This window comes from Prevotella sp. HMSC073D09 (assembly GCF_001814145.1).
In the GTDB taxonomy this organism is placed as follows: Bacteria; Bacteroidota; Bacteroidia; order Bacteroidales; family Bacteroidaceae; genus Prevotella; species Prevotella conceptionensis.
This window is the reverse complement of the sequence record NZ_KV815118.1, coordinates 48,944-68,852: the sequence shown is the minus strand read 5'-3', so window position 1 is coordinate 68,852 and position 19,909 is coordinate 48,944. Positions and strand designations below refer to the sequence as shown.

The window sequence follows — 19,909 nt, the reverse complement described above, 5'->3', positions numbered from 1 at the left end:
TTTTGCGGCAAGGTGAGCAGTTGGTGGATAAAAATGGCACTCTTCGTGTTAAAATTATTGCTGAAAAGTGGACAAAGGAGTAGTTGACGAGATGCCAGGTTAACAAGAAGGCGAGGTGATTGGGAAGTGGACGAGTGGTTAGGGAGTTGACGAGTTGACAAATAACAAGCGTGCAATAAACAAAGCATTTCACTCCCCTCTCCCCTTGGAGAGGGGTTGTGGGTGAGGCTAGTAGTGGCTGGTTTGAGGCCGATGGGGTCTTGGGGTGAGGCTGGTGGATAACAAGTCAACCAGTAACAAGCGTGCAATAAGCAAAGCATTTCATCCCCTCTCCCCTTGGAGAGGGGCTGGGGGTGAGGCCGGTAGAGGGTGGGGTGAGGCCGGTAGGGTATTGGGGTGAGGCCGGTAGGGGCTGGGATGTGCCCAATCTTGTGTGCCCAGTTATGCAAAATACCCCCAAAACAAGCCTTAAACTCCAATTCTTAACTATGAAACAAATAATCTTTGTAATTTTCTTTTACAATTTAATTGTTTTTCATTACCTTTGTACACCTATTCAGAATACCACATGAAGAAGCTTTATTTACTTATTGCCGCCATGATGGTGGCCACGTTCGCATGCGCGCAGACGCGTTTGCCGAACATCACACTAAAAGACGTATCGGGTAACGACGTGCGACTAGACACGCTCAGCAACAACGGAAAGCCCATCGTGGTGGCCTTCTTCGCAACTTGGTGCAAGCCATGTAACCGCGAATTGAACGCCATCGACGAGGTGTATAGCGACTGGAAACAGGAAACGGGCGTGAAAATTGTGGCCGTAAGCATCGACCAGGCACAGAACATCAATAAGGTGAAACCGCTCGTAGACGAAAACGGGTGGACTTACCAAGTGTTGCTCGACCCTAACGGAGAACTGAAACGCGCTATGGGGGTGCAGATGATACCCTATACGCTGCTGCTTGACGGTAAGGGAAACATCGTATATAAGCATAACGGATATGCCGATGGGGCAGAAACAGAACTGTACCAAAAGGTGAAAGACTGCTTGTAACGAAAGATTTTGATGCAGTATCTTGGGCATCCAACTGTGTTGTTGGGTGCTGTCGAGGGCGAAATACGCTACCCACCTGCGGTGTTGGGAGCCTGGAAACTGTGTGCTTATGCCCAACCGCTAGCAATAATAGCGGACAAATACGCGGTGAAAGAAACCTTGGTGTTGTGTGCTTACGCCCAACCGCTAACAGCAATAGCGGATAAATACGCGGTGAGGGGAACCTTGGAGCTGTGTGCTTACACCCAACCGCTAATAACAATAGTGGGTAAACGCGCGGTGAGAGGAATCTTGGAGCTGTGTGTTTACGCCCAAACGTTAACAGCAATAGCGGACAAATACGCGGTGAACGAGACCTTGGAGCTGTGTGCTTACGCCCAACCGCTAACAGCAATAGCGGATAAATACGCGGTGCGTGAGTGTCTTGGTGTCGCATTTCCTCACCGTAAAAAGCCAAACCCGTTGGCCCACTATGAACGAACAAATACACCAACAAGAACATTGCGAATAACCATTTTTAATACGCATACGCCAAAATATATGCTTTTGAACAACATGTTTAGAAACCCTTTACCCAACAAACAACTGCTGTTGCAACCCCGACAACCTAAGTGGATGGGGCTGCCGCTGCAACAAATGCTGGGCATAAAGAAGAAATTTTCGGAACCAAGCGCGGTTGCGAAGAGCCACAGGGCCAACTGGAAACCCTGGGGAACAACACTTGCCATTGCCGTATATTGTGCAATGGCCCTGCCCGTTGGGGCACAAGACCAGCCGAAAAAGGGCTTAACCCTGCGCGGCTCGATACAAACAGACATGCTTGTGCCTGAAAACGACAAGCAAGCTGGGATAACAAAGGATAACGGAGACTTCTTGAACAACACTTATGTGGAGCTAGACGCATCGCTAAGAAACTTCGATGCGGGTGTCCGTTTCGAGTATATGCAATATCCCCTGCCCGGTTTTGAACCCGATTTTAAGGGTTGGGGCGTGCCGTATTATTACTTAAAGTGGCAAACGCAGCATGTGGAACTAACGGCCGGAACGTTTTATGAACAGTTCGGTTCGGGCTTTGTGTTGCGCACTTACGAAGAACGGAGCCTCGGAATAGATAATTCTTTGCTTGGCGGACGATTGAAGGCTAACCCGCTACCCGGCGTTTACATGAAGGCCTTGGCCGGAAAACAACGCCGATATTGGGAACATAACCCTGGCTGGGTGGGCGGTGGAGACCTGGAATTGAACATCGAACAATGGTTTCCAGGCATGAAAGAACACGACCACCACTTGATGTTGGGCGCATCGGTGGTGAATAAAAACGAACCCGACGAGGTGATTATGGCCGACGCCACCCATCGTTTACGCCTTCCGCGCAACGTGATGGCCTACGATATTCGCGCTCGTTGGCAGCATGGAGCCTATAACGTGTTGGCCGAATATGCCCGAAAAGGACAAGACCCAACGGCAGATAACGGCTACATCTATCGTCATGGTTACGTGGCTATGCTGTCGGGGTCGTATTCAAAACAGGGACTTAGCATGCTGTTGCAGGCCAAACGCAGTGTGAACATGGGCTTTCGCTCGCGCCGAAGTATGGTGGGCATATCGTCTTATGTAAACCATCTGCCTGCTTTCACCCTCGAACACACCTACGCTTTGCCTGCCTTGCGGCCCTATGCCACGCAGCCTGAGGGCGAATGGGCCTATCAAGCATCGTTGGGTTACAAGCTGAAAAAGGGCACGGCACTTGGTGGCCGTTATGGTACGGCTTTGAAATTGAACTTCTCGCACGTGCATGGCATTGCCAAAAACCATCATGGCGGGAAGGGAACAGACGGCTATGGCTCGGCTTTTTGGGCGTGGGGAGATGCCACTTACTACCAAGACTTGAACGTACAAGTGGAGAAACGATGGAACCCGGCATTGAAAACCACGCTGATGTACATGAACCAACGCTACAACAAAACGGTTGTTGAAGGCGAGGGGGGTATGATTAACGCCAACATTTTTGTGGCAGACGTGAAGTGGAAGCTATCGCCACGCACCACATTGCGTACCGAGGCGCAGTACATGCAGTCGAAAGACGGCAACGGCGACTGGCTTTTCGGCTTGGCAGAGCTGTCGTTGGCACCCTCGTGGATGTTTACCGTGAGCGACCAATACAACGCCGGCTCTACGCATATCCACTATTATCAGGCGTTGGTGACGTTTGTGCATGGTGCACATAGGCTGCAAGTGGGCTACGGACGAACCAACGATGGGTATAATTGTAGTGGTGGCGTGTGCCGATACATGCCTCCAACGAAGGGCGCAATGCTGTCTTACAGTTATAATTTCTAGCGTGTGAGAGAATTAGAGTCGCCTTTTTTCAAATTCATATAGACTTATACGAAAGGGTAAGCAGGTTATCTTGTCGTCCCTGATAAACCCTTCTAACGAAATAAATATGGCCATCTACTCCCCTCTTCCCTCGGAGAGGGGCTGGGGGTGAGGCCGATAACAATAATCAATATGCACATCAAACCATTAAACATACTGCTTGCCGCCCTGCTCTTAGGTGCGTGCAACGACATCGCGCCAAGCGAAAGGCTTATCGAAGTGCCTGCTACAACGGCCAAACGCAAGGTACTTGTAGAGGAATTTACGGGTCAGCGCTGTCTTAACTGTCCTGCGGCGGCCGAAGAATTGTCGCGGTTGCAGGCCCAATATGGTGCAGACACGCTCGTGGTTGTGGCCATTCATGGCGGCAGGTTGGCCATTATGCCTAAGGAAGGGCTTGTAGGTTTGGCCACACCGCTAGGTAAAACCTATGCCGAACATTGGGGATATGCCAACTCTGTGCCTAAGGTGTTGGTGAATAGGCAACGCGCCGGTTCGGTAAAAGAGGGGTGGGCGGCAAAGATTATCGCAGCGTTTGAAACCAAATCGCCGCTGAATCTGAAACTCACCACCACGTATAATGCCGCAAATCGCGAGCTGCAAGTAAGCACTTCGGCGCAAACCTTGGCAGAAGGCGTAGAAGGGAAGCTGCAATTGTGGTTGGTTGAAGATGGAATTGTGGCCTTGCAGCAGTTCCCCGACAATGTTGTAAAGCGCGATTACGTGCATAATCATGTGCTTCGCGCCGCGCTTAATGGCGATTGGGGCGAGCCAATAAGCTTGCCGGGCAATGCAGAAAAGACATTAACCCATAAGCTAACCCTGCCAGAAGGCATCAACGCAGACAACGCTTGGATTGTAGCTTTCGTGTATAATGATGCAGGAGTTGTGCAAGTGGAAAGGAGAAAGGTTGGTATTTAAGGCCTTAAGCTGTTAAAGGCATCAGTTTATGGGTTGATAAGTTAGTTGGTTAATAAGTCTGCTTGTTTAATGCGCCCCTGCTTGTGAGGCTTGATTTGTCCTTGCTTGTATCAGCAAACAACCTGTTAACTCACAGACTTGTAAACTTACAAACTCACAAATTCACGAACGCATTATCTTATATACGCATCAACTTACAAGCTTACAAGTTCCCTCCAACTCATCAACTCGTGAACTCATCAACTTATAAGCTCACGAGCTCACGAACTTACAAGCTCCCCAACACATTAACTTACATACTCATCAGCTTACAAACTTATAAACTCATAAACATATATAATTACAAATAAATCTATTTAACATGAAGAGATTATTACTTCTTAGCGTATTATTTTGCCTTGCATCAGTAATGACAATGCAAGCAGCAAATCGTGAAATGGTATTTGTTGATGCCAAAGGAAAAGTATTGGCAGATAAGGCCACATTATCGTTAACCAAGGTAGAAAATGCTGGATTTGGACCGCAAATTAAGTCGGGTTTGTCCATTCGTAACGTCTCAGGAAAGGAGTTTAACGTTATGCTTGTCTACGAAATTGTAGAAATCAGCGGGCAAGGAGCCGATTTGGAGGTGTGTTTCCCTTCAAATTGCAACACATGGGACAAGAAAGGCAAGTACTATACGTCCTCACGAAAGGTTAGTTCTAAGGCGCAAAACATCTCCATTGCCACGGACTTTAATCTTACTGGCAAAGCAAACTGCACCGCCATATTGAAACTTTACACCACAAAAAGCACCGCAAATGTAGAAAAAGCGGTACCCGAACAACTGCTAGCTACGGTTACATTGAAGTTTAATGGCAATGCAACGGGCATAGAAAGCGTGCAACGCACGGCACAGAATGCAGACAACGAAGTGTGGACTGTTAATGGCGTGCTCGTTGGCCGCAACATTTCCGATGTCAATAGCTTACCAAAAGGACTGTACTTAGTACGTCAAAACGGTAAGACAACAAAGGTTGTGGTGGGAAAATAGACCAAAGTAAACGTCATTTTCATCCCCTCCTAGGGAGAGAATCTCCGACTTCTGCCTACGATAAGTGGGGGGAGATGAGTACAATGAGGGGGTGAAGTGAGCCATTAACCCATTGCTTTGTGGTTACTTGAATGGAATAGTACATTGTAAACAAGGCATCCCATTTCCCCTCAACCCCTTTGGATAGGGGCGGGGGAAGGCCTAACAAACATAGATAATAAATGAAAAAAACACTACTTTCGCGCCTTTGCGCACTCGCATTCATGTTCTGCGCCTGCGCAACAGCCTTTGCCGGGTTTGGCGAGAACAACTTAGCGCCCATTGCTGCGCCGCGCTTATTCGTTGCAAAGGGTGCAACTGATGCCAAGGGAACATTCTCTTGCGTTAACTATGGCACCAACCCCGTCACCTCTTACCGCTATACCGCCACCGTGAATGGTCAGGTTGTGGAAGAAAAAGAGGTGAAATTAACCGAACCAATCAACGTAAACGACTTCGGAAAACTCTTGGTTAAGGTGCCAACATTCAACCAATTGGGCGACCATCAGTTGGTTTGTAACATCACGCATGTTAATGGTAAGCCCAACACAACGACCTTTTCGTCGTCTACACTCGACATAACGGTGGTCACCAAGGTGCCAACATGCCGCGTGGTGTTCGAAGATTACACCGCCATGTGGTGCCGATATTGTCCTCGCGCAACGGCCATCATGGAGTATTTGACTAAGAAACACCCCGACGACTTTATCGGAATAGCCGTTCATCAGGGCGACAAGATAGCTATCGCAGACTACAAACGCCCTCAAGTAGACAAATTTGGCCTTCCTTATGTGTGGGCATCGCGCAGAGCCAAAGTGTCTGGTTATACCGGCGAAGACCTTTATCGGGAGGCCAAAGCGCGCGGAGCGGTGATGGATATCGACCTAAAAGCAGAATGGAATGCAAGCGGTAACGCCATCAACGTGCAGTCTACCACCACATTCCGCACCAATATGCCCAACGCCAACTATGCACTGGCCTACGTGGTTGTAGAAGATGGCATGCACAACGCATCATGGTGCCAATTAAATGCTTTCAGTGGAGAAACCGAGTTGTTGGGGGAAAACGAGGAATTGGGTGTTTTTATCAAAGGTTCAGGAGAGGTTTATGGCCTTAAATACAACCATGTGGCTCGTGCTTTCTTAGGCATTGACAGCGGAATGGACGGCTCGTTGCCCAAGAATGTCGTGGCCGACAGGGGCATTAAGCATCAGGCAACGTTCAAAGGAGTGGGCAGGAATTGGACACCACAGAACAAAAAGAACCTGCGTGTTGTGGTGATGGTTATCGATAATTCCACAAACAGCATTGTTAACGGTGCCCATTGCCCAATCAAACCATACAGTACAACAGGTGTCGCAACCACCAAAAACACCGACCAACGCGTAGAAGTGGCGCGCTTTAACCTCAAAGGTCAACGCCTTTCTGCACCCGAAAAGGGTATAAACATCGTGAAGTATAGCGATGGAACTGTTGAGAAGGTGAATGAAAGGTGAAAAAGTGAAAGGGTGAAAAGGCGTTTAAAGGTGAAAAATTGAAAGGGTGAAAAGGTGAAAAAATGGCTCACGCCCTTCAAACTTGTTGACGAGTTTACCAGTTGACAAGCTAACGAGTTTACCAGTTGACAAGTTAACAGGTGGACAAGTTAATGCAAACTAGTGGAGTTGGATTATCTAGTTCCACTAGTCCTTCTAGCAATACTAGGTTATCCAGAAGTACTAGGCTATCTAGTTCTCCTAGCCACTACTAGCCTTACTTGGTCATCAGTAGGCGCAGCCATTTTTCACCTTATCTAGTTAACAAGCTAACAGGTTAGTAGGGCGTGAGCCATCTTTTCACCCTTTCACCTTTTCGTCCTTTCACCTTTTTAAAGGGCGTGAGCCATTTTTTCACCCTTTCACCTTTTCACCCTTTCACCTTTAAAGGGTGTGAGCCATTTTTTCACCTTTTCACTTTTTCACTTTTCAATGCCTCTATCGTATTCATTTTTAAACTGAAATAGCATGAAAAAACAACACTTTTTGCGCCTTTATGCGCTCATGGCCTTGCTTTGTATGCAGACCTATACCCTTCTTGCAGCCGACGTATATAGTCTGTCTGTGGACAAACCCGCACGGATGTATGTAAAGACAGGTGCCTCGGGGCATAAGAACACGTTCATTATGCACAATTACGGCAACATCGTACAAAAGAACTTCCACTACAAGGCCACCATAAACGGCAAGGTTGTGGACGAGCGGACAGTGACATTTGCCACACCTCTCGTGGCTAACGGCCTAACTGGTCTAACCATCAACATCCCGCCACAAAGCAAAGCGGGCGATTACGAGTTGGTTTTAGACGTTACACAGATTAATGGCAAGCCCAACGGAAGTCCAGGAAAGATAGCTAAACTGCCCATTACGGCCATTAATAAGTTGCCTACATGCCGCGTGGTGTTCGAAGATTACACCGCCAATTGGTGCCCCTGGTGCCCTTCTGGCATTGCCGTCATGAGACAAATGGCCAAGAAACACCCCAGCGACTTCATCGGAATTGTGGCACACGATGGTGATGTGATGGGCATAAAAGGTTATAACGTGCCCGCAACTCCCCACGCAGGACTGCCCACCGTATGGGCATCGCGTGCAAATAAGGTAGAGGGATTTACCGGCGAGCTGTATTATCAGATGGCCAAACAGCGCGGAGCGATGATGGACATCGACGTGAAAGCGCAGTGGAATAGGGAAGGTAAGGGCATCGATGCGCAATCTACCACCACATTCCGCACCACAACCAACAACGCCCGCTATGCGTTGGCCTACGTGTTGATAGAAAACCGAATACAAAAAAACGACTGGGCGCAAAGAAATGGATACAGTGGAAGTACCAAATATCTAGGTTTTAACCCCGAACTGGATTACTTTATCAGGTCATCCGACCCCATTAAGAACTTTGTTTTCGAAGATGTGGCCCGCTCTCAGGTAGGCATAGCCAACGGGTTAGACGGCTCTTTGCCCCAAAGGGTAGTGGCCGATAGGCCCATTGTTCATAAAACAGCGTTGAACGGCATTGGTGATTGGGTGACGGTAATTAACAAAAACAACCTGAGCGTAGTGGTTTTGGTTATCGACAACACCACCAATAGCATCGTTAACGCCGCCCGTTGCGTGGTGAAACCCTACACTGCCACGGCCATCGAAACCCCCAAAGCCGCAGCAGAACGTGTGGAAGTGGCGCGCTTTAACCTCACTGGCCGACGCCTTGCGGCACCCGAACCAGGCGTAAACATCATTAAGTACAGCGACGGAACTGTCCAGAAGGTGTTCGTTAGGTAACACTGCGTTACGCCCGAAGGGCAATAACGCCATGCGTGTAAAGCCCATCGCACCATTTTTATTAACGGATGCCCTGCCCATCTGGCGGCATTGTGCCGTTGGTGAGGAACAAATACGCCCTTCTACCCTTTCTCCTAGTGGGGAGGGGTAGGGGTGTTTTGTAAGTTTTTTAGCAGAGATTTTAACACTAAGAGTGCCGTTTTTATCCACCAACTGCTCGCCTTGCCGCAAAAATCCGATTCTCGCGAAGGTTGGTTTCGTTGAAAAAAGGGGTGGCAAGTGGACGTTGACAAAATGAATATTTATTTGAAGAAACTGCCATTTGCACTGTTTTAGGGGTCATTTACTGCTAAATATAGTGCAATATGCACCAAAACGCAGTGCGTTTTGGTGCAAAATGCACTGCGTTTTGCCGCTAAATGCAACGCGTTTTGGTGCTAAACGCAAGGTAAAATGGTGCAAAATGCAGTGCGATTTGCCGCTAAATGCAGGTCGAAAAGCATAAATATCCACGCTAATTGTATAAATAAAACCTTCTCGAACCATGAAATACATGGCAAAAAAGGGCAAGATGACCCTTAAAAAGTGGGTTTTTAGGGTCTGAAAGTGGGTAATTGGGGGCGAAAAAAATGCGAGTTGGCGACAAACTAGAGAGGCTAAAAGGTACAAAATGCAGGTAATATGCGCAAAACATGACAAGGACAGTGGCTGAAAAAGTGGCAAAATGGCTGTAATATGCCCAAATTCATGCCTGATTTTCGCTAGAATGAGGTCGAGAACAGTGTGTGTTTTGTAAAGTATAAACAACATTTTAACTTTATGTGTGCATGTGTTGTTTGGTCGTTCAGTGCTAGGGTATGTCGGCTTGTTTGTTTTCCGTTTCCTGCATTCGTGGGTTGTAGTTGTATGTGCATGGGGAAATAGCTTTCAGTTGCATCAGCAACAGAAATGCTGCTCAATAGCTCCTGCGGCACAAATATATAGCGATAGCCCTGCTGCTTATAGCCATCAGCGGTGCTTTTGCCGACAAACAGCGGTGCTTTTGCCGACAAACAGCGGGAAGAATGGTCTGTTGGTCTTTGCGGAGCTATGCCATTCGCAACATAGTTGCGGCCTTTTCTCTGTTGCAAGCATGCAATAAGCGTGTGGGCAGCGGACACACTTAGATTGCCTTTACCAGTAAGTGGCGTTGTGTTTCACTTGAAAAACAAACATTATTTTTTACACTTTTCTACACCAACTTATCGATTTTTTGTATAACTTTGCTACGTATTACACCTTATTATATAACTAAACCCATTTTAAGCTTATGTACGACGAAATAGGACTGTTCATTTTCCCGCTGATATTCGGCTTTGTTGCTGTGGTAATAGCTGTGCGGCTGAGCGTGAACAGCAAATTCGAAGAGCTGTTCTTTCAGTTCAAAGTGATGCAAAAACGGCTTGAAAGCACAACCGAATCACTCAATAACCTTCAAGAAGAGATTGAAAAAAGATTGCCACAAGGCGTTGCTACGAATGCAGGCAACCATGCAGAAGAACAAAAAGATGCCATTGAAACGCCACCACAAGCGGCAGGCAACGGTCCTTGGGCTACGCATACAGACCTACCAACAGGCGAAGACACGCACCAAGAAAGCGTGGAAGAGCCAGTCGCAGAGGTTACAACGCTGAGCGAACAGCAGCGTGTGGGTGCCCCAGTTGCCACTGTTGAAGTGCCTGTTCAGGGCGTGAATGTGCTTGCGAACGCGCCCGAAGGAGAGCCACAGCCGACAGAAGGCGAACTGCAAGGCACAGACAGCAACCTACATCAGGCAGAAACGCCGACCACTTGCGAAGTTGAAACATCGCAAGCTGGTGCAGAACTGCAAGACAACGATGCCGAACAGCAAGACGGCGACAACGAAACGCAGGGTGTTGACAACGAACAGCAAGCCGACAACACCGAAGAACAACGCGAAAACGCAGCCCAAGAGCAGCCGCAACTGCATGTACCGGTGGCTGCCTTTGTGCAAGACGAAACCGAGCAAGAAAGGGTTGAGCAAGCGCAAGAAGAGCCTGTTTTGACTGGTAGAGCCTATTTGGAGGCAAAGTATAAGCATGCTGCAACCAAAGGCAAGGCTGTAAACGGCTCCGCAATGGGTGCAGACAACGAAGACGGAGGTTTCAACTACGAGAAGTTTATCGGCGAAAACCTCTTCGGTAAGATAGGTATCTTGGTATTTGTGCTGGGTATTGCCTTCTTTGTTAAATACGCCATCGACCAGAATTGGATAGGCCACACCATGCGCACAGCCCTTGGCTTTGGCGTAGGTACATTGCTTTTGGGTTTGGCTTGGAGGCTGGGCAAGCACTATCGTGCGTTCAGTTCGCTGTTGGCCGGCGGCGGATGTGCCGTGTATTACGTCACCACGGCCATCGCTTTCCATTATTATCAGCTCTTCTCACAGTCGGTTGCCTTTGGCATCATGGTGGTTGTAACGTTGTTTATGGCTTGGACGGCTCGGCATTACGAACGTCGCGAATTGGCCATGACGGCCATCGTGGGCGGTTTCCTCGCGCCATTCCTCACTGCAACAGGTACGCCCAACTTCCTTTTCTTATACGTATATATGGTTATTTTAGGTCTGGGCAGCCTCTATCTTTCGTGGGGAACGCGCTGGAACGAATTGCCTTTGATAAGCACAGCAGCCACGTATTTGGCCTTGTTGTTAATCGGTAAAGACCTTGTTGAACTGTCTTGGGGCGTTCATATCTTGTTCTATGGCCTATTTTGGGCCATCTCTACGGCAAGCTGCTTTACGCTTTTGCGGCGCGGGATGGTACCTTTGTTTACGGGTTTCCACATCGCTACGATGATATTGAGCAGCATGTTCACCATCTTTCTTGTGGCTGCGCAGGGCGACGACGAGTATTATGAAAATGGTTTCACCGCCCTTACGATGGGTGCGGCCTACATAGGTTTGCATCTTTGGCTAAGATATAAGGAGCGGACCAAGGATGCAACGCAGGCCATATTGCTGGCCTTGGGCTTGGTTTACGTTTCTGTTTCGTTGCCTTTGTTCTTCTCTGGCGCGGTGCTCACCGTTTGTTTCTCGGCCGAAATGGTGCTGTTGCTTTGGCTTTATTGCCGACTCAATGTGGGTGTTTACGGCATTGCATCGGGCGCTGTGATGGTTGTTTCGATACTTGGCGAATTAAGCCAGTTGCTCCTTGCCAATGCTCCAGAGGTGAGCACGCCCGTGTTCAACTCCAATTTCATGTCTACCATCTTCCGCGGTCTTTGTTTCTTGGCCTTCGCGCGCATCATGGACCGCAACAAAGAGAAGCTTGAAGCTTACTATGTGCCTTTAAACCACATTATCTATGGAGCGGGTATTATTACCATTTACGCCTGTCTCAGCATGGAAATGGACTTGTTCATCCCTTCGCCCACCTACAATGCGGTAGTTACCTTGTTGCGCATAGGCACGTTGTTTGCCATTGCCGTGGGGTTCGGTCGCCGTTATCCGGCCGGCAAGTATGGTTGGTTGTACGCCGTTTACATGTTCGTGGCCATGTTCCTTATTGCAGGCGACGTGTTCTACTACGGCGAATATACCACGCCCATGGCGGCCATAGGTGTGCAATGGCTGGGCATTGCTTGCGCCATAGGGCTTTTTGTGCATGCAAGCAGAAACTATTACAAGCAGGCAGAACGGTCGACAAAGCTTTTCACGGTGTTTCTTAACGTGTCGGCTACCTTGTTGTGGGTGAGCATGGTGCGCGCCTTGCTGATGCAGATGGGGGTAGAACAGTTCAGCGCAGCCTTTTCTTTGTCGCTCGCGGCCGTGGGAACGTTGCAAATGGCCTTGGGTATGCGCCTGCCAAACAAAACGATGCGCTTGCTGAGCATCGCCACTTTTGGTTTTATCATTGCGAAGTTGGCCCTCTACGATGTATGGCGCATGCCGGCCGTTGGCCGCATCGTGGTGTTCATTATCCTTGGCGTGCTGCTGCTAACGCTATCGTTCATGTATCAGAAACTGAAAGATACGCTGAACCTTGGCGGTAAAGACGAGGACCCGAACGGCCTTGATACACAGCTGCATGAATCATCAGACGATGCAGAAGACAGCCACGAATAGAGTGAACCTATTGCACGATAGATATTATCTGTTTGCGATAGAAGATATTGTTAATAACTTTGCACTCGTAAACAAATAACGAACAAATGTTTTTAACCAACTTATTTTTAGCAATTATGAATATAACAATGCCAACTCTTCCATACGCAGCCAATGCGTTGGAGCCTGTTATCAGCGAACAAACGATAAATTTCCATTACGGAAAGCACCTTCAGAACTACGTTAACACCCTGAATACGCTTATCCAAGGCACGGAATTCGAGGGTAAGAGCGTTGAAGAAATCGTGAAGACTGCTCCCGACGGGCCTATCTTCAACAACGCAGGCCAGACGCTTAACCACACCTATTACTTCTTGCAGTTTAAGTCGCCCGTTAAGGGTAACGAGCCTACGGGCAAGATTGCAGAGGCCTTGGTGCGCGACTTCGGTAGCGTTGAGAATTTCAAGAAAGAGTTTACGCAAGCAGCCGCAACGCTCTTTGGGTCGGGCTGGGCATGGCTTTCGCAAGATAAAAACGGCAAATTGGTTATCACCAAGGAGGCAAACGCCGGCAATCCCTTGCGCCATGGGAACAACCCCTTATTGGGTATAGACGTTTGGGAGCACGCTTACTACTTGGATTACCAAAACCGCCGTGTGGACCACTTGGCCGCTCTTTGGGACATCATCGACTGGAAGGTTGTTGAAAGTCTTTTGAAGTAAGCCTTTCATTCCACACATTGAACGTGCAATAGATTTCCAAAACAACAGTTAAAACAAAATCATAGAACGCTTGTCGGGCGTGGTTGGGGTGCGCCCTTTAACAAGAACGCGCCACCAACGCCACCGACGACAAAAATAATTAATACACATTATGCAATCAATCATCAATTCATTGCTGCCCGAATTTAAGGTGCAAGCTTATCAAAATGGCGAGTTCAAAACCGTATCTAGCGAAGACGTAAAGGGCAAATGGGCCATTTTCTTCTTCTATCCAGCAGACTTTACCTTCGTTTGCCCCACCGAATTGGTTGACTTGGTAGAGAAGTACGAAGAGCTGAAGAAGATGGGCGTTGAGGTTTACTCGGTTAGCTGCGACACGCATTTCGTTCACAAGGCTTGGCACGACGCCTCTGACAGCATCAAGAAGATTAACTACACCATGTTGGCCGACCCACTCGGTGTGCTGGCTAAGGGCTTCGGCGTATTCATCGAAGAAGAAGGCATGGCTTATCGCGGTACGTTCGTGGTTGACCCCGAAGGCAAAATCAAGATTGCCGAAATTCAAGACAACAGCGTAGGTCGTAACGCCGAAGAGCTGGTTCGTAAGGTTGCAGCTGCTCAGTTCGTAGCATCTCACCCCGGCGAAGTTTGCCCCGCAAAGTGGAAACAAGGCGCTGAAACGCTGAAACCCAGCATCGATCTCGTTGGCAAAATCTAATTTAGAGCCACACGTTTAGGTGTTTGAACATTGCGAACAAGTACCTATATATTTACCAGTTGCCCCATCTCTCCCCATTGAGTGGGGAATGGGGCAACTTATTAAAAGCTTTTAGCAAGCAGACCCACCACAATTTATAAGTTTAGCAGAGTTATAAAAACGCATCAACGCCTTTGGGAAATGCCTTAACTTCCACTTAGGAAGTGTTGATGAGGGGGCGTTTCACCTGCCACGAAAGCGACGAAACACGTCGTGGAAGGGGTGGCATTTAACCCCTATCATTAGGCCTATCCCAAGCGTTTTTCAGCATGCAGACTCCCTTAAAGAAACCATCACTATGCTCGATACCTCGATACTCAAACAAGTTAGCGACGTGTTCGCCGGCTTAGAAAACGACTATGTTCTTGATGTTCGCACCGACGCTTCGCGCGCCGAATCAGCCGAACTGAAAGCATTCGTAAACGATTTTGTGTCTACTTCGGCACATTTGTCGGCCAATTTCACCGACACCAACGACGCCCAACTGTCGTTTTCGCTGCTTAAAGGCGGCCAACCAGTGGGCATAACCTTCCGCGGTATTCCCAACGGACACGAGTTTACATCGCTACTCTTGGCCGTTCTCAATGCCGATGGTAAAGGAAAGAACCTGCCCGACGAGGCTATCAGCAGAAGAATTGCAAACCTCAAAGGAGAAATTAAGCTACAAACATACGTGTCGTTGACGTGCACAAACTGCCCCGACGTGGTGCAAGCACTCAACATCGTGGCATTGGCAAACAGCAGGGTGAGCAGCGAAATGATTGACGGAGCCCTCTTCCAAGATGAAGTTGCACGATTAAACATACAGGCTGTACCTGCTGTTTATGCCAATGGCGAGCTATTGCACATCGGCCGCGGCGACTTAGGCGAACTTCTTGGTAAGCTTGAAGACATGTTTGGCAGCGAAGAAGACAGCAATGCCGAGCCCGTTGAGCGCCAATTCGACCTCGTTGTTATAGGCGGAGGGCCTGCTGGTTCTGCTGCCGCCATCTATTCGGCACGCAAAGGATTGAAGGTTGCCGTGGTAGCTGGTCGCATTGGTGGTCAGGTTAAAGACACTGTCGGCATCGAAAACTTGGTGTCGGTGCCCCAAACTACGGGTGCACAGCTTGCAGACGACTTGCGTTCGCACATCGGACACTACCCCATAGAGATATTCGAGAACCGCAAATTGGAGCGTGTAGACTTTTCGCAATCGCCCAAACGCGTATATGCTAAGGGCGGAGAGGTGTTTGTTGCACCTGCCGTTGTTGTGGCTACCGGCGCAAGTTGGCGACGTCTTAACGTAGACGATGAGGCCAAGTATATGGGTAAGGGCGTTCACTTCTGCCCTCACTGCGATGGGCCTTTCTACAAAGGTAAGAACGTGGCCGTAGTTGGTGGTGGTAATTCGGGAATTGAAGCAGCTATCGACCTTGCGGGCATCTGTAACCACGTAACGGTACTTGAATTTGCCGATACCTTGCGCGCCGACACGGTTCTGCAAGACAAAGCGGCCTCTATGAGCAACATCGAGATATTCAAGTCGTCGCAAACAACGCAGGTTTTGGGCGATGGTAACCACGTAACAGCCATTCGTGTGAAGGACCGCACCAACGAAGAGGAACGCGAAATAGCCCTCGATGGCGTATTTGTACAGATTGGTTTGGCTGCCAACACCGAGCATTTCCGCGATGCGCTGCCGCTAAACGAAAGGCGCGAGATTGTGGTTGATGCCACTTGCCGAACCAATATTCCTGGCGTTTACGCTGCTGGCGACTGCACCAACGTGCCTTATAAGCAGATTGTTATCGCTATGGGCGAGGGTGCAAAGGCCGCTCTTTCGGCGTTCGACGATAGAATTAGGGGCATCATCTAAGCTGTTGCCCCCACACAAGCATAGCTTGTTGCACTTATGAGACCAGGACTATAACATCCCCACTCAAGATTTTTTATCTATATTTTTGTGAATGGAGCGCTTTCGCCTTCGGGTGGGGCGCTCTTTTTATATATGGTGAAGAGGCGTTTAAAGGTGAAAAAGTGAAAAGTTGAAAAGGTGAAGAAATGGCTCGCACCCTTTAAAGGTGAAAGGGTGAAAGGGTGAAAAAGTGAAAAATGGCTGCGCCTACTGATGAACAAGTAAGGCAAGTAGTGGCTTGGAGAACTAGATAACCTAGTACTTCTAGGTAGGTTAGTACGGCAAGATAACCTAGTATTTCTAGATAACCTAGTGCTGCTAGATAGCCTAGTACGGCAAGATAACCTAGCATTGCTAGAAGGCCTAGTAGAACTAGATAATCCAACTCCACTAGCTTGCGTTAGCTTGTCCATTCGTTAGCCTGTCCCCTCGCCCACTCCCTTCACCTTTCCCACATCACAAAAAAAGGGGATATGCCGTTGCAGGCCATCCCCTTATTCTAATAATCTTCTAAAAAACTTTATTCTTCCACAACCGAGAAGTCGTCTTTCCCGACTCCACAGATGGGGCAAACCCAATCTTCGGGAATATCTTCGAAAGCCGTTCCTGGTTCAATGCCGCCATCGGGATCGCCAACTGCGGGGTCGTAAATCCAGCCGCAAGTCTCGCAAATGTACTTCTTCATAATCTTTTCGCTTTTAATTTGTTTATAATGAATTTATATATTTAATAATGAAATCAACCAACGGCACGCCCATCGGGACCTTTGCCGCGGTATATTTTGTTATCCAACAATGTTTTTGTTTATCGCTTACTTAACACGCGCTTAACCCTTTCGTACACCATTTCGGGCGAGATGGTGCGCAAACAAGCTAGGTCGCCACGCAAACAAGGTTTGTTTCCGAATATGCTGCACGGCCTACAAGCCAAGTCTATCTGCACTGCATTCTGCGGTTTTTGCCCCCAACCCATAAAGCCCGCATAGGGATGGGTGGCGCCCCAAATGCTAACCACAGGCGTATTAACCAGCGAGGCGAAGTGCATGTTGGCACTATCCATGCTTATCATCACGTCTAGGTGGCTCATCAACACCAACTCTTGCGCTATTCCACCAAGCACAGCCGAGGCATTCAGGCACTGCGGATTGCGTTCTACGATGCCGTTTAGGATGGGATCTTCGTCTGCACCCTTGCCAAAAAGGAACACACGACACGAAGGATGCTCCCTTATAATCATCTTGATCACCTTTTCGAGCATCTCAGGCGGATACACTTTCTGCTTATGAGCCGCGAAAGGTGCAACGCCAATCCACTCTTGAAAAGCCTTCTTTACGCCTATTTCGGCAGGAAGAAGGCGCAGGTTGCCGCCTTGTGGAGGAAAGATAGAGGTGAAATCCATCTTTACGGGATAGCCCAGCTTGGCAAAAACGTCGGCATAGTTTTGGAAAGCCGTAGGCAAAGGCACCAGCCGTTTGTCTGTTTGTGCCACCAGTTTCTTGCGTTCGTTGCGGTGTTTGTCGATATGTTCCACCCGATAACGCCCAAGGTTGAACCGCAATCGCAAATAACCAGAGCGCAACACATTGTGCAAGTCGGCCACGGCAGTGATGTTCTTAGCAACGATGCGCTTGTACAACTTGTTTAAACCGCCAACCCCATGATATTCCTTCTTAATGTCGGCTCCCATAAATCCCACGTTAGGGGCAAGCCCTTCGAATAATGGGCGCGCAAAGGGTCGACTTAAAAACGTTATCCGCAACTCAGGGTATTGTTTCGCCAAAGACTGAACCACAGGGACAGTCATGGCAACATCGCCCATGGCCGAGAAACGGATGATAAGGATATGTTCGGTCTTCACACTGATGTGGGTATTAGTTTTTTTGCTTGGCAGCGAAACGCCCATTGCGTTTAAACACCCCAGAGGCCTTTATTTCTTGTACAACACGGGGTTTGTTGCTGGGTCGTTATACATCTTCATCTGCATATACACCTTCATGTAGATGCGCCCCTGCTCAATATCGGCCAGTAGTTGGTCGATAGCGGTCGACAGGTCGGCCTGTTGTTCTAGCAAGATGTTCAGCTTAGCCTTGCAACGCTCGCGATGTTCGTCGTCTACATCCGTACGTTCCACCTGTTCGCGCATGTGATAAATCTTCAATGCGAGTATCGAAAGGCGGTCGATGGCCCAAGCAGGACTCTCCGTGTTAAGCCTGGCATCGGCTTGCGGTTTCACATCGGCGTACTTCTGTCGGAAGTAGCTGTCAATCTGCTCCACCAAGTCTGTTCGGTCTTGATTAGAGCGGTCGATGCGCCTTTTAAGGCTCAGTGCCTCTTCGGGATTGATGTGCGGGTCGCGAATAATGTCTTCAAAATGCCATTGCACGGTGTCAATCCAGCATTTTAGATACAGGCGGTTTTCTATCGTTTCTCTTTTGTAGGGGTTGTTGATAGGGGTGTCGATGTTGTCGGTTACGTGGTAGTCACGTATCGCCTGGTTGAAAATCTCGTTGCAAAGTTTAGTAAAAGACATATTGTTTTGCAGTTTAAATGTTTGTTGCCGCCACACTTGCGCGTTTCCTTAGCTTGGGTAGGCATTGCCTATCTTCTGCAAAAGAGGTGCAAACGCGTGCAGACTATCTTTTGCAAAGATATGTTTTTTATTTTAAATCCGCAATGAAAAGTTGATGAATATTTTCTATTGCGATATTGGTAAAACCTTATGTCGCGCTTTTGGGGGCATACTAAGCTGTGTTGTAACGATTTGTTTATGTTTCTTTGGCGGAAGAACTGAACTTCTTGCGATAGCCACTGCGTTGCGTTTGATGCAATGAAGTAGTCTTGACTTTTAGTATTTCTATAAATAGAGCGGAGTTTATTACCTTTGTAATGCCAACACAAGATATTGTAATGCCAACACAATATAAATACTCATCGCATATACGAAGTGTAGGACAAATATACCCACCGGCTTATCAACCCACGAAAACCCAACAACTCCCCAATGTATCTACTCATCAACTTATAAACTCACCAACTTACAAGCTCACCAACTCCAAACTTACAAGTTCGTCAACTCACAAACTCAAGAACTCAAGAACTTTTAAACTTATAAGCTCATCAACTCAAAACCCATCAACTCAAAATCTAAAATCTTTATCTTTTATTTTACAATACCGTTCTGATTTTCGCTCCATTCTAGCGAAAATATAGGGCATAAAGTAGGTGAATCACCCCTATTTCTAGCTTTTCTCGTTGTTCGTTTTGTCTGTTTTTGGGAAAAGAACCTGTATTTTGCACCATTTTGCCTTTCTAGATTGGCCGCCAACTCGTATTTTTTTGCTCCTGAATACCCCCTTTTAGACCCCCAAAACCCACTTTTTAACCACTATTTTGCCCTTTTTAGCCATGTGTTTCATGGTTCTAAAAGGCTATATTTATACCATTGCAGCGTATGTTTATGCTTATCGTTCTACATTTAGCGGCAAAAAGTACTGCATTTTGCACCAAAACACCTTGCATTTTGTACCAAAACACACTGCATTTAGCACCAAAACGCGCTGCATTTTGCGGCAAAACGCACGTCATTTTGCACCAAAACGCACCACTTTTAGCGGCAAACAAGCCCAAAAGTGGTGTAAATGATGCTTTCTTGAAATAAATATTCATTTTGCCGCATGCACATGCTA

At 48.0% G+C, this 19,909-nt stretch carries 14 protein-coding genes; 10 read left to right on the top strand and 4 right to left on the bottom strand.

Features of this window, described 5'->3' with window-relative positions; translation table 11 throughout:
* The first annotated feature begins 568 nt into the window (after positions 1-568).
* From HMPREF2955_RS10465 to ahpF, 10 genes are all read left to right on the top strand, one after another.
* Positions 569-1,054: a peroxiredoxin family protein gene (locus HMPREF2955_RS10465; protein WP_070723352.1), complete on the top strand. Its 486-nt coding sequence runs from the start codon at positions 569-571 to the stop codon at positions 1,052-1,054.
* Positions 1,055-1,798: 744 nt separating this feature from the next.
* Positions 1,799-3,394, top strand: coding sequence for a DUF6029 family protein (locus HMPREF2955_RS10460; protein ID WP_070723475.1), 1,596 nt, complete (start codon positions 1,799-1,801; stop codon positions 3,392-3,394).
* Positions 3,395-3,565: 171 nt separating this feature from the next.
* Positions 3,566-4,354 carry an Omp28 family outer membrane lipoprotein gene (locus HMPREF2955_RS10455; protein ID WP_070723351.1) on the top strand — a complete coding sequence of 263 codons (789 nt, stop codon included), beginning with the start codon at positions 3,566-3,568 and terminating at the stop codon, positions 4,352-4,354.
* Positions 4,355-4,715: 361 nt separating this feature from the next.
* Positions 4,716-5,387: a hypothetical protein gene (locus HMPREF2955_RS10450; RefSeq protein ID WP_139145545.1), complete on the top strand. Its 672-nt coding sequence runs from the start codon at positions 4,716-4,718 to the stop codon at positions 5,385-5,387.
* A 221-nt stretch (positions 5,388-5,608) separates the two neighbouring features.
* The gene (locus HMPREF2955_RS10445; RefSeq protein ID WP_070723349.1) at positions 5,609-6,922 is read left to right on the top strand and encodes an Omp28-related outer membrane protein; all 1,314 of its coding nucleotides are present in this window, start codon (positions 5,609-5,611) and stop codon (positions 6,920-6,922) included.
* Between the two features lie 507 nt (positions 6,923-7,429).
* Positions 7,430-8,743, top strand: a complete 1,314-nt coding sequence (locus HMPREF2955_RS10440) for an Omp28-related outer membrane protein (RefSeq protein ID WP_070723347.1) — start codon at positions 7,430-7,432, stop codon at positions 8,741-8,743.
* A 1,309-nt stretch (positions 8,744-10,052) separates the two neighbouring features.
* Entirely contained in the window at positions 10,053-12,869 is a 2,817-nt protein-coding gene (locus HMPREF2955_RS10425; protein ID WP_070723343.1) for a DUF2339 domain-containing protein, read from the top strand.
* A gap of 86 nt (positions 12,870-12,955) precedes the next feature.
* The gene (locus HMPREF2955_RS10420; RefSeq protein WP_070723342.1) at positions 12,956-13,570 is read left to right on the top strand and encodes a superoxide dismutase; all 615 of its coding nucleotides are present in this window, start codon (positions 12,956-12,958) and stop codon (positions 13,568-13,570) included.
* A 151-nt stretch (positions 13,571-13,721) separates the two neighbouring features.
* Positions 13,722-14,288, top strand: a complete 567-nt coding sequence (gene ahpC / locus HMPREF2955_RS10415) for an alkyl hydroperoxide reductase subunit C (RefSeq protein ID WP_070723340.1) — start codon at positions 13,722-13,724, stop codon at positions 14,286-14,288.
* A 337-nt stretch (positions 14,289-14,625) separates the two neighbouring features.
* Positions 14,626-16,185: an alkyl hydroperoxide reductase subunit F gene (gene ahpF / locus HMPREF2955_RS10410; protein ID WP_009230607.1), complete on the top strand. Its 1,560-nt coding sequence runs from the start codon at positions 14,626-14,628 to the stop codon at positions 16,183-16,185.
* A gap of 559 nt (positions 16,186-16,744) precedes the next feature.
* Here ahpF and rd read toward each other — a convergent pair.
* From rd to HMPREF2955_RS16625, 4 genes are all read right to left on the bottom strand, one after another.
* On the bottom strand, positions 16,745-16,909 hold the full coding sequence (gene rd / locus HMPREF2955_RS10405; protein ID WP_009230608.1) for a rubredoxin: 165 nt from the start codon (positions 16,907-16,909) through the stop codon (positions 16,745-16,747).
* A 119-nt stretch (positions 16,910-17,028) separates the two neighbouring features.
* On the bottom strand, positions 17,029-18,081 hold the full coding sequence (locus tag HMPREF2955_RS10400) for a glycosyltransferase family 9 protein (protein ID WP_070723471.1): 1,053 nt from the start codon (positions 18,079-18,081) through the stop codon (positions 17,029-17,031).
* A gap of 69 nt (positions 18,082-18,150) precedes the next feature.
* Complete coding sequence (locus HMPREF2955_RS10395; protein ID WP_070723338.1) at positions 18,151-18,753, bottom strand: DUF4254 domain-containing protein; 603 nt, start codon at positions 18,751-18,753, stop codon at positions 18,151-18,153.
* 890 nt (positions 18,754-19,643) lie between these two features.
* On the bottom strand, positions 19,644-19,909 hold a 266-nt coding region (locus HMPREF2955_RS16625; protein WP_083317699.1), incomplete at its 5' end, for a hypothetical protein.

What these genes read in the sequence shown, in the direction of transcription:
- ahpC (WP_070723340.1), top strand. Translation starts at nt 13,722, where the DNA reads ATGCAATCAATCATCAATTCATTGCTGCCCGAATTTAAGGTGCAAGCT.
- HMPREF2955_RS10445 (WP_070723349.1), top strand. Translation starts at nt 5,609, where the DNA reads ATGAAAAAAACACTACTTTCGCGCCTTTGCGCACTCGCATTCATGTTC.
- HMPREF2955_RS10425 (WP_070723343.1), top strand. Translation starts at nt 10,053, where the DNA reads ATGTACGACGAAATAGGACTGTTCATTTTCCCGCTGATATTCGGCTTT.
- HMPREF2955_RS10455 (WP_070723351.1), top strand. Translation starts at nt 3,566, where the DNA reads ATGCACATCAAACCATTAAACATACTGCTTGCCGCCCTGCTCTTAGGT.
- rd (WP_009230608.1), bottom strand. Translation starts at nt 16,909, where the DNA reads ATGAAGAAGTACATTTGCGAGACTTGCGGCTGGATTTACGACCCCGCA.
- HMPREF2955_RS10420 (WP_070723342.1), top strand. Translation starts at nt 12,956, where the DNA reads ATGTTTTTAACCAACTTATTTTTAGCAATTATGAATATAACAATGCCA.
- HMPREF2955_RS10465 (WP_070723352.1), top strand. Translation starts at nt 569, where the DNA reads ATGAAGAAGCTTTATTTACTTATTGCCGCCATGATGGTGGCCACGTTC.
- HMPREF2955_RS10395 (WP_070723338.1), bottom strand. Translation starts at nt 18,753, where the DNA reads ATGTCTTTTACTAAACTTTGCAACGAGATTTTCAACCAGGCGATACGT.
- HMPREF2955_RS10440 (WP_070723347.1), top strand. Translation starts at nt 7,430, where the DNA reads ATGAAAAAACAACACTTTTTGCGCCTTTATGCGCTCATGGCCTTGCTT.
- HMPREF2955_RS10450 (WP_139145545.1), top strand. Translation starts at nt 4,716, where the DNA reads ATGAAGAGATTATTACTTCTTAGCGTATTATTTTGCCTTGCATCAGTA.
- HMPREF2955_RS10460 (WP_070723475.1), top strand. Translation starts at nt 1,799, where the DNA reads ATGGCCCTGCCCGTTGGGGCACAAGACCAGCCGAAAAAGGGCTTAACC.
- ahpF (WP_009230607.1), top strand. Translation starts at nt 14,626, where the DNA reads ATGCTCGATACCTCGATACTCAAACAAGTTAGCGACGTGTTCGCCGGC.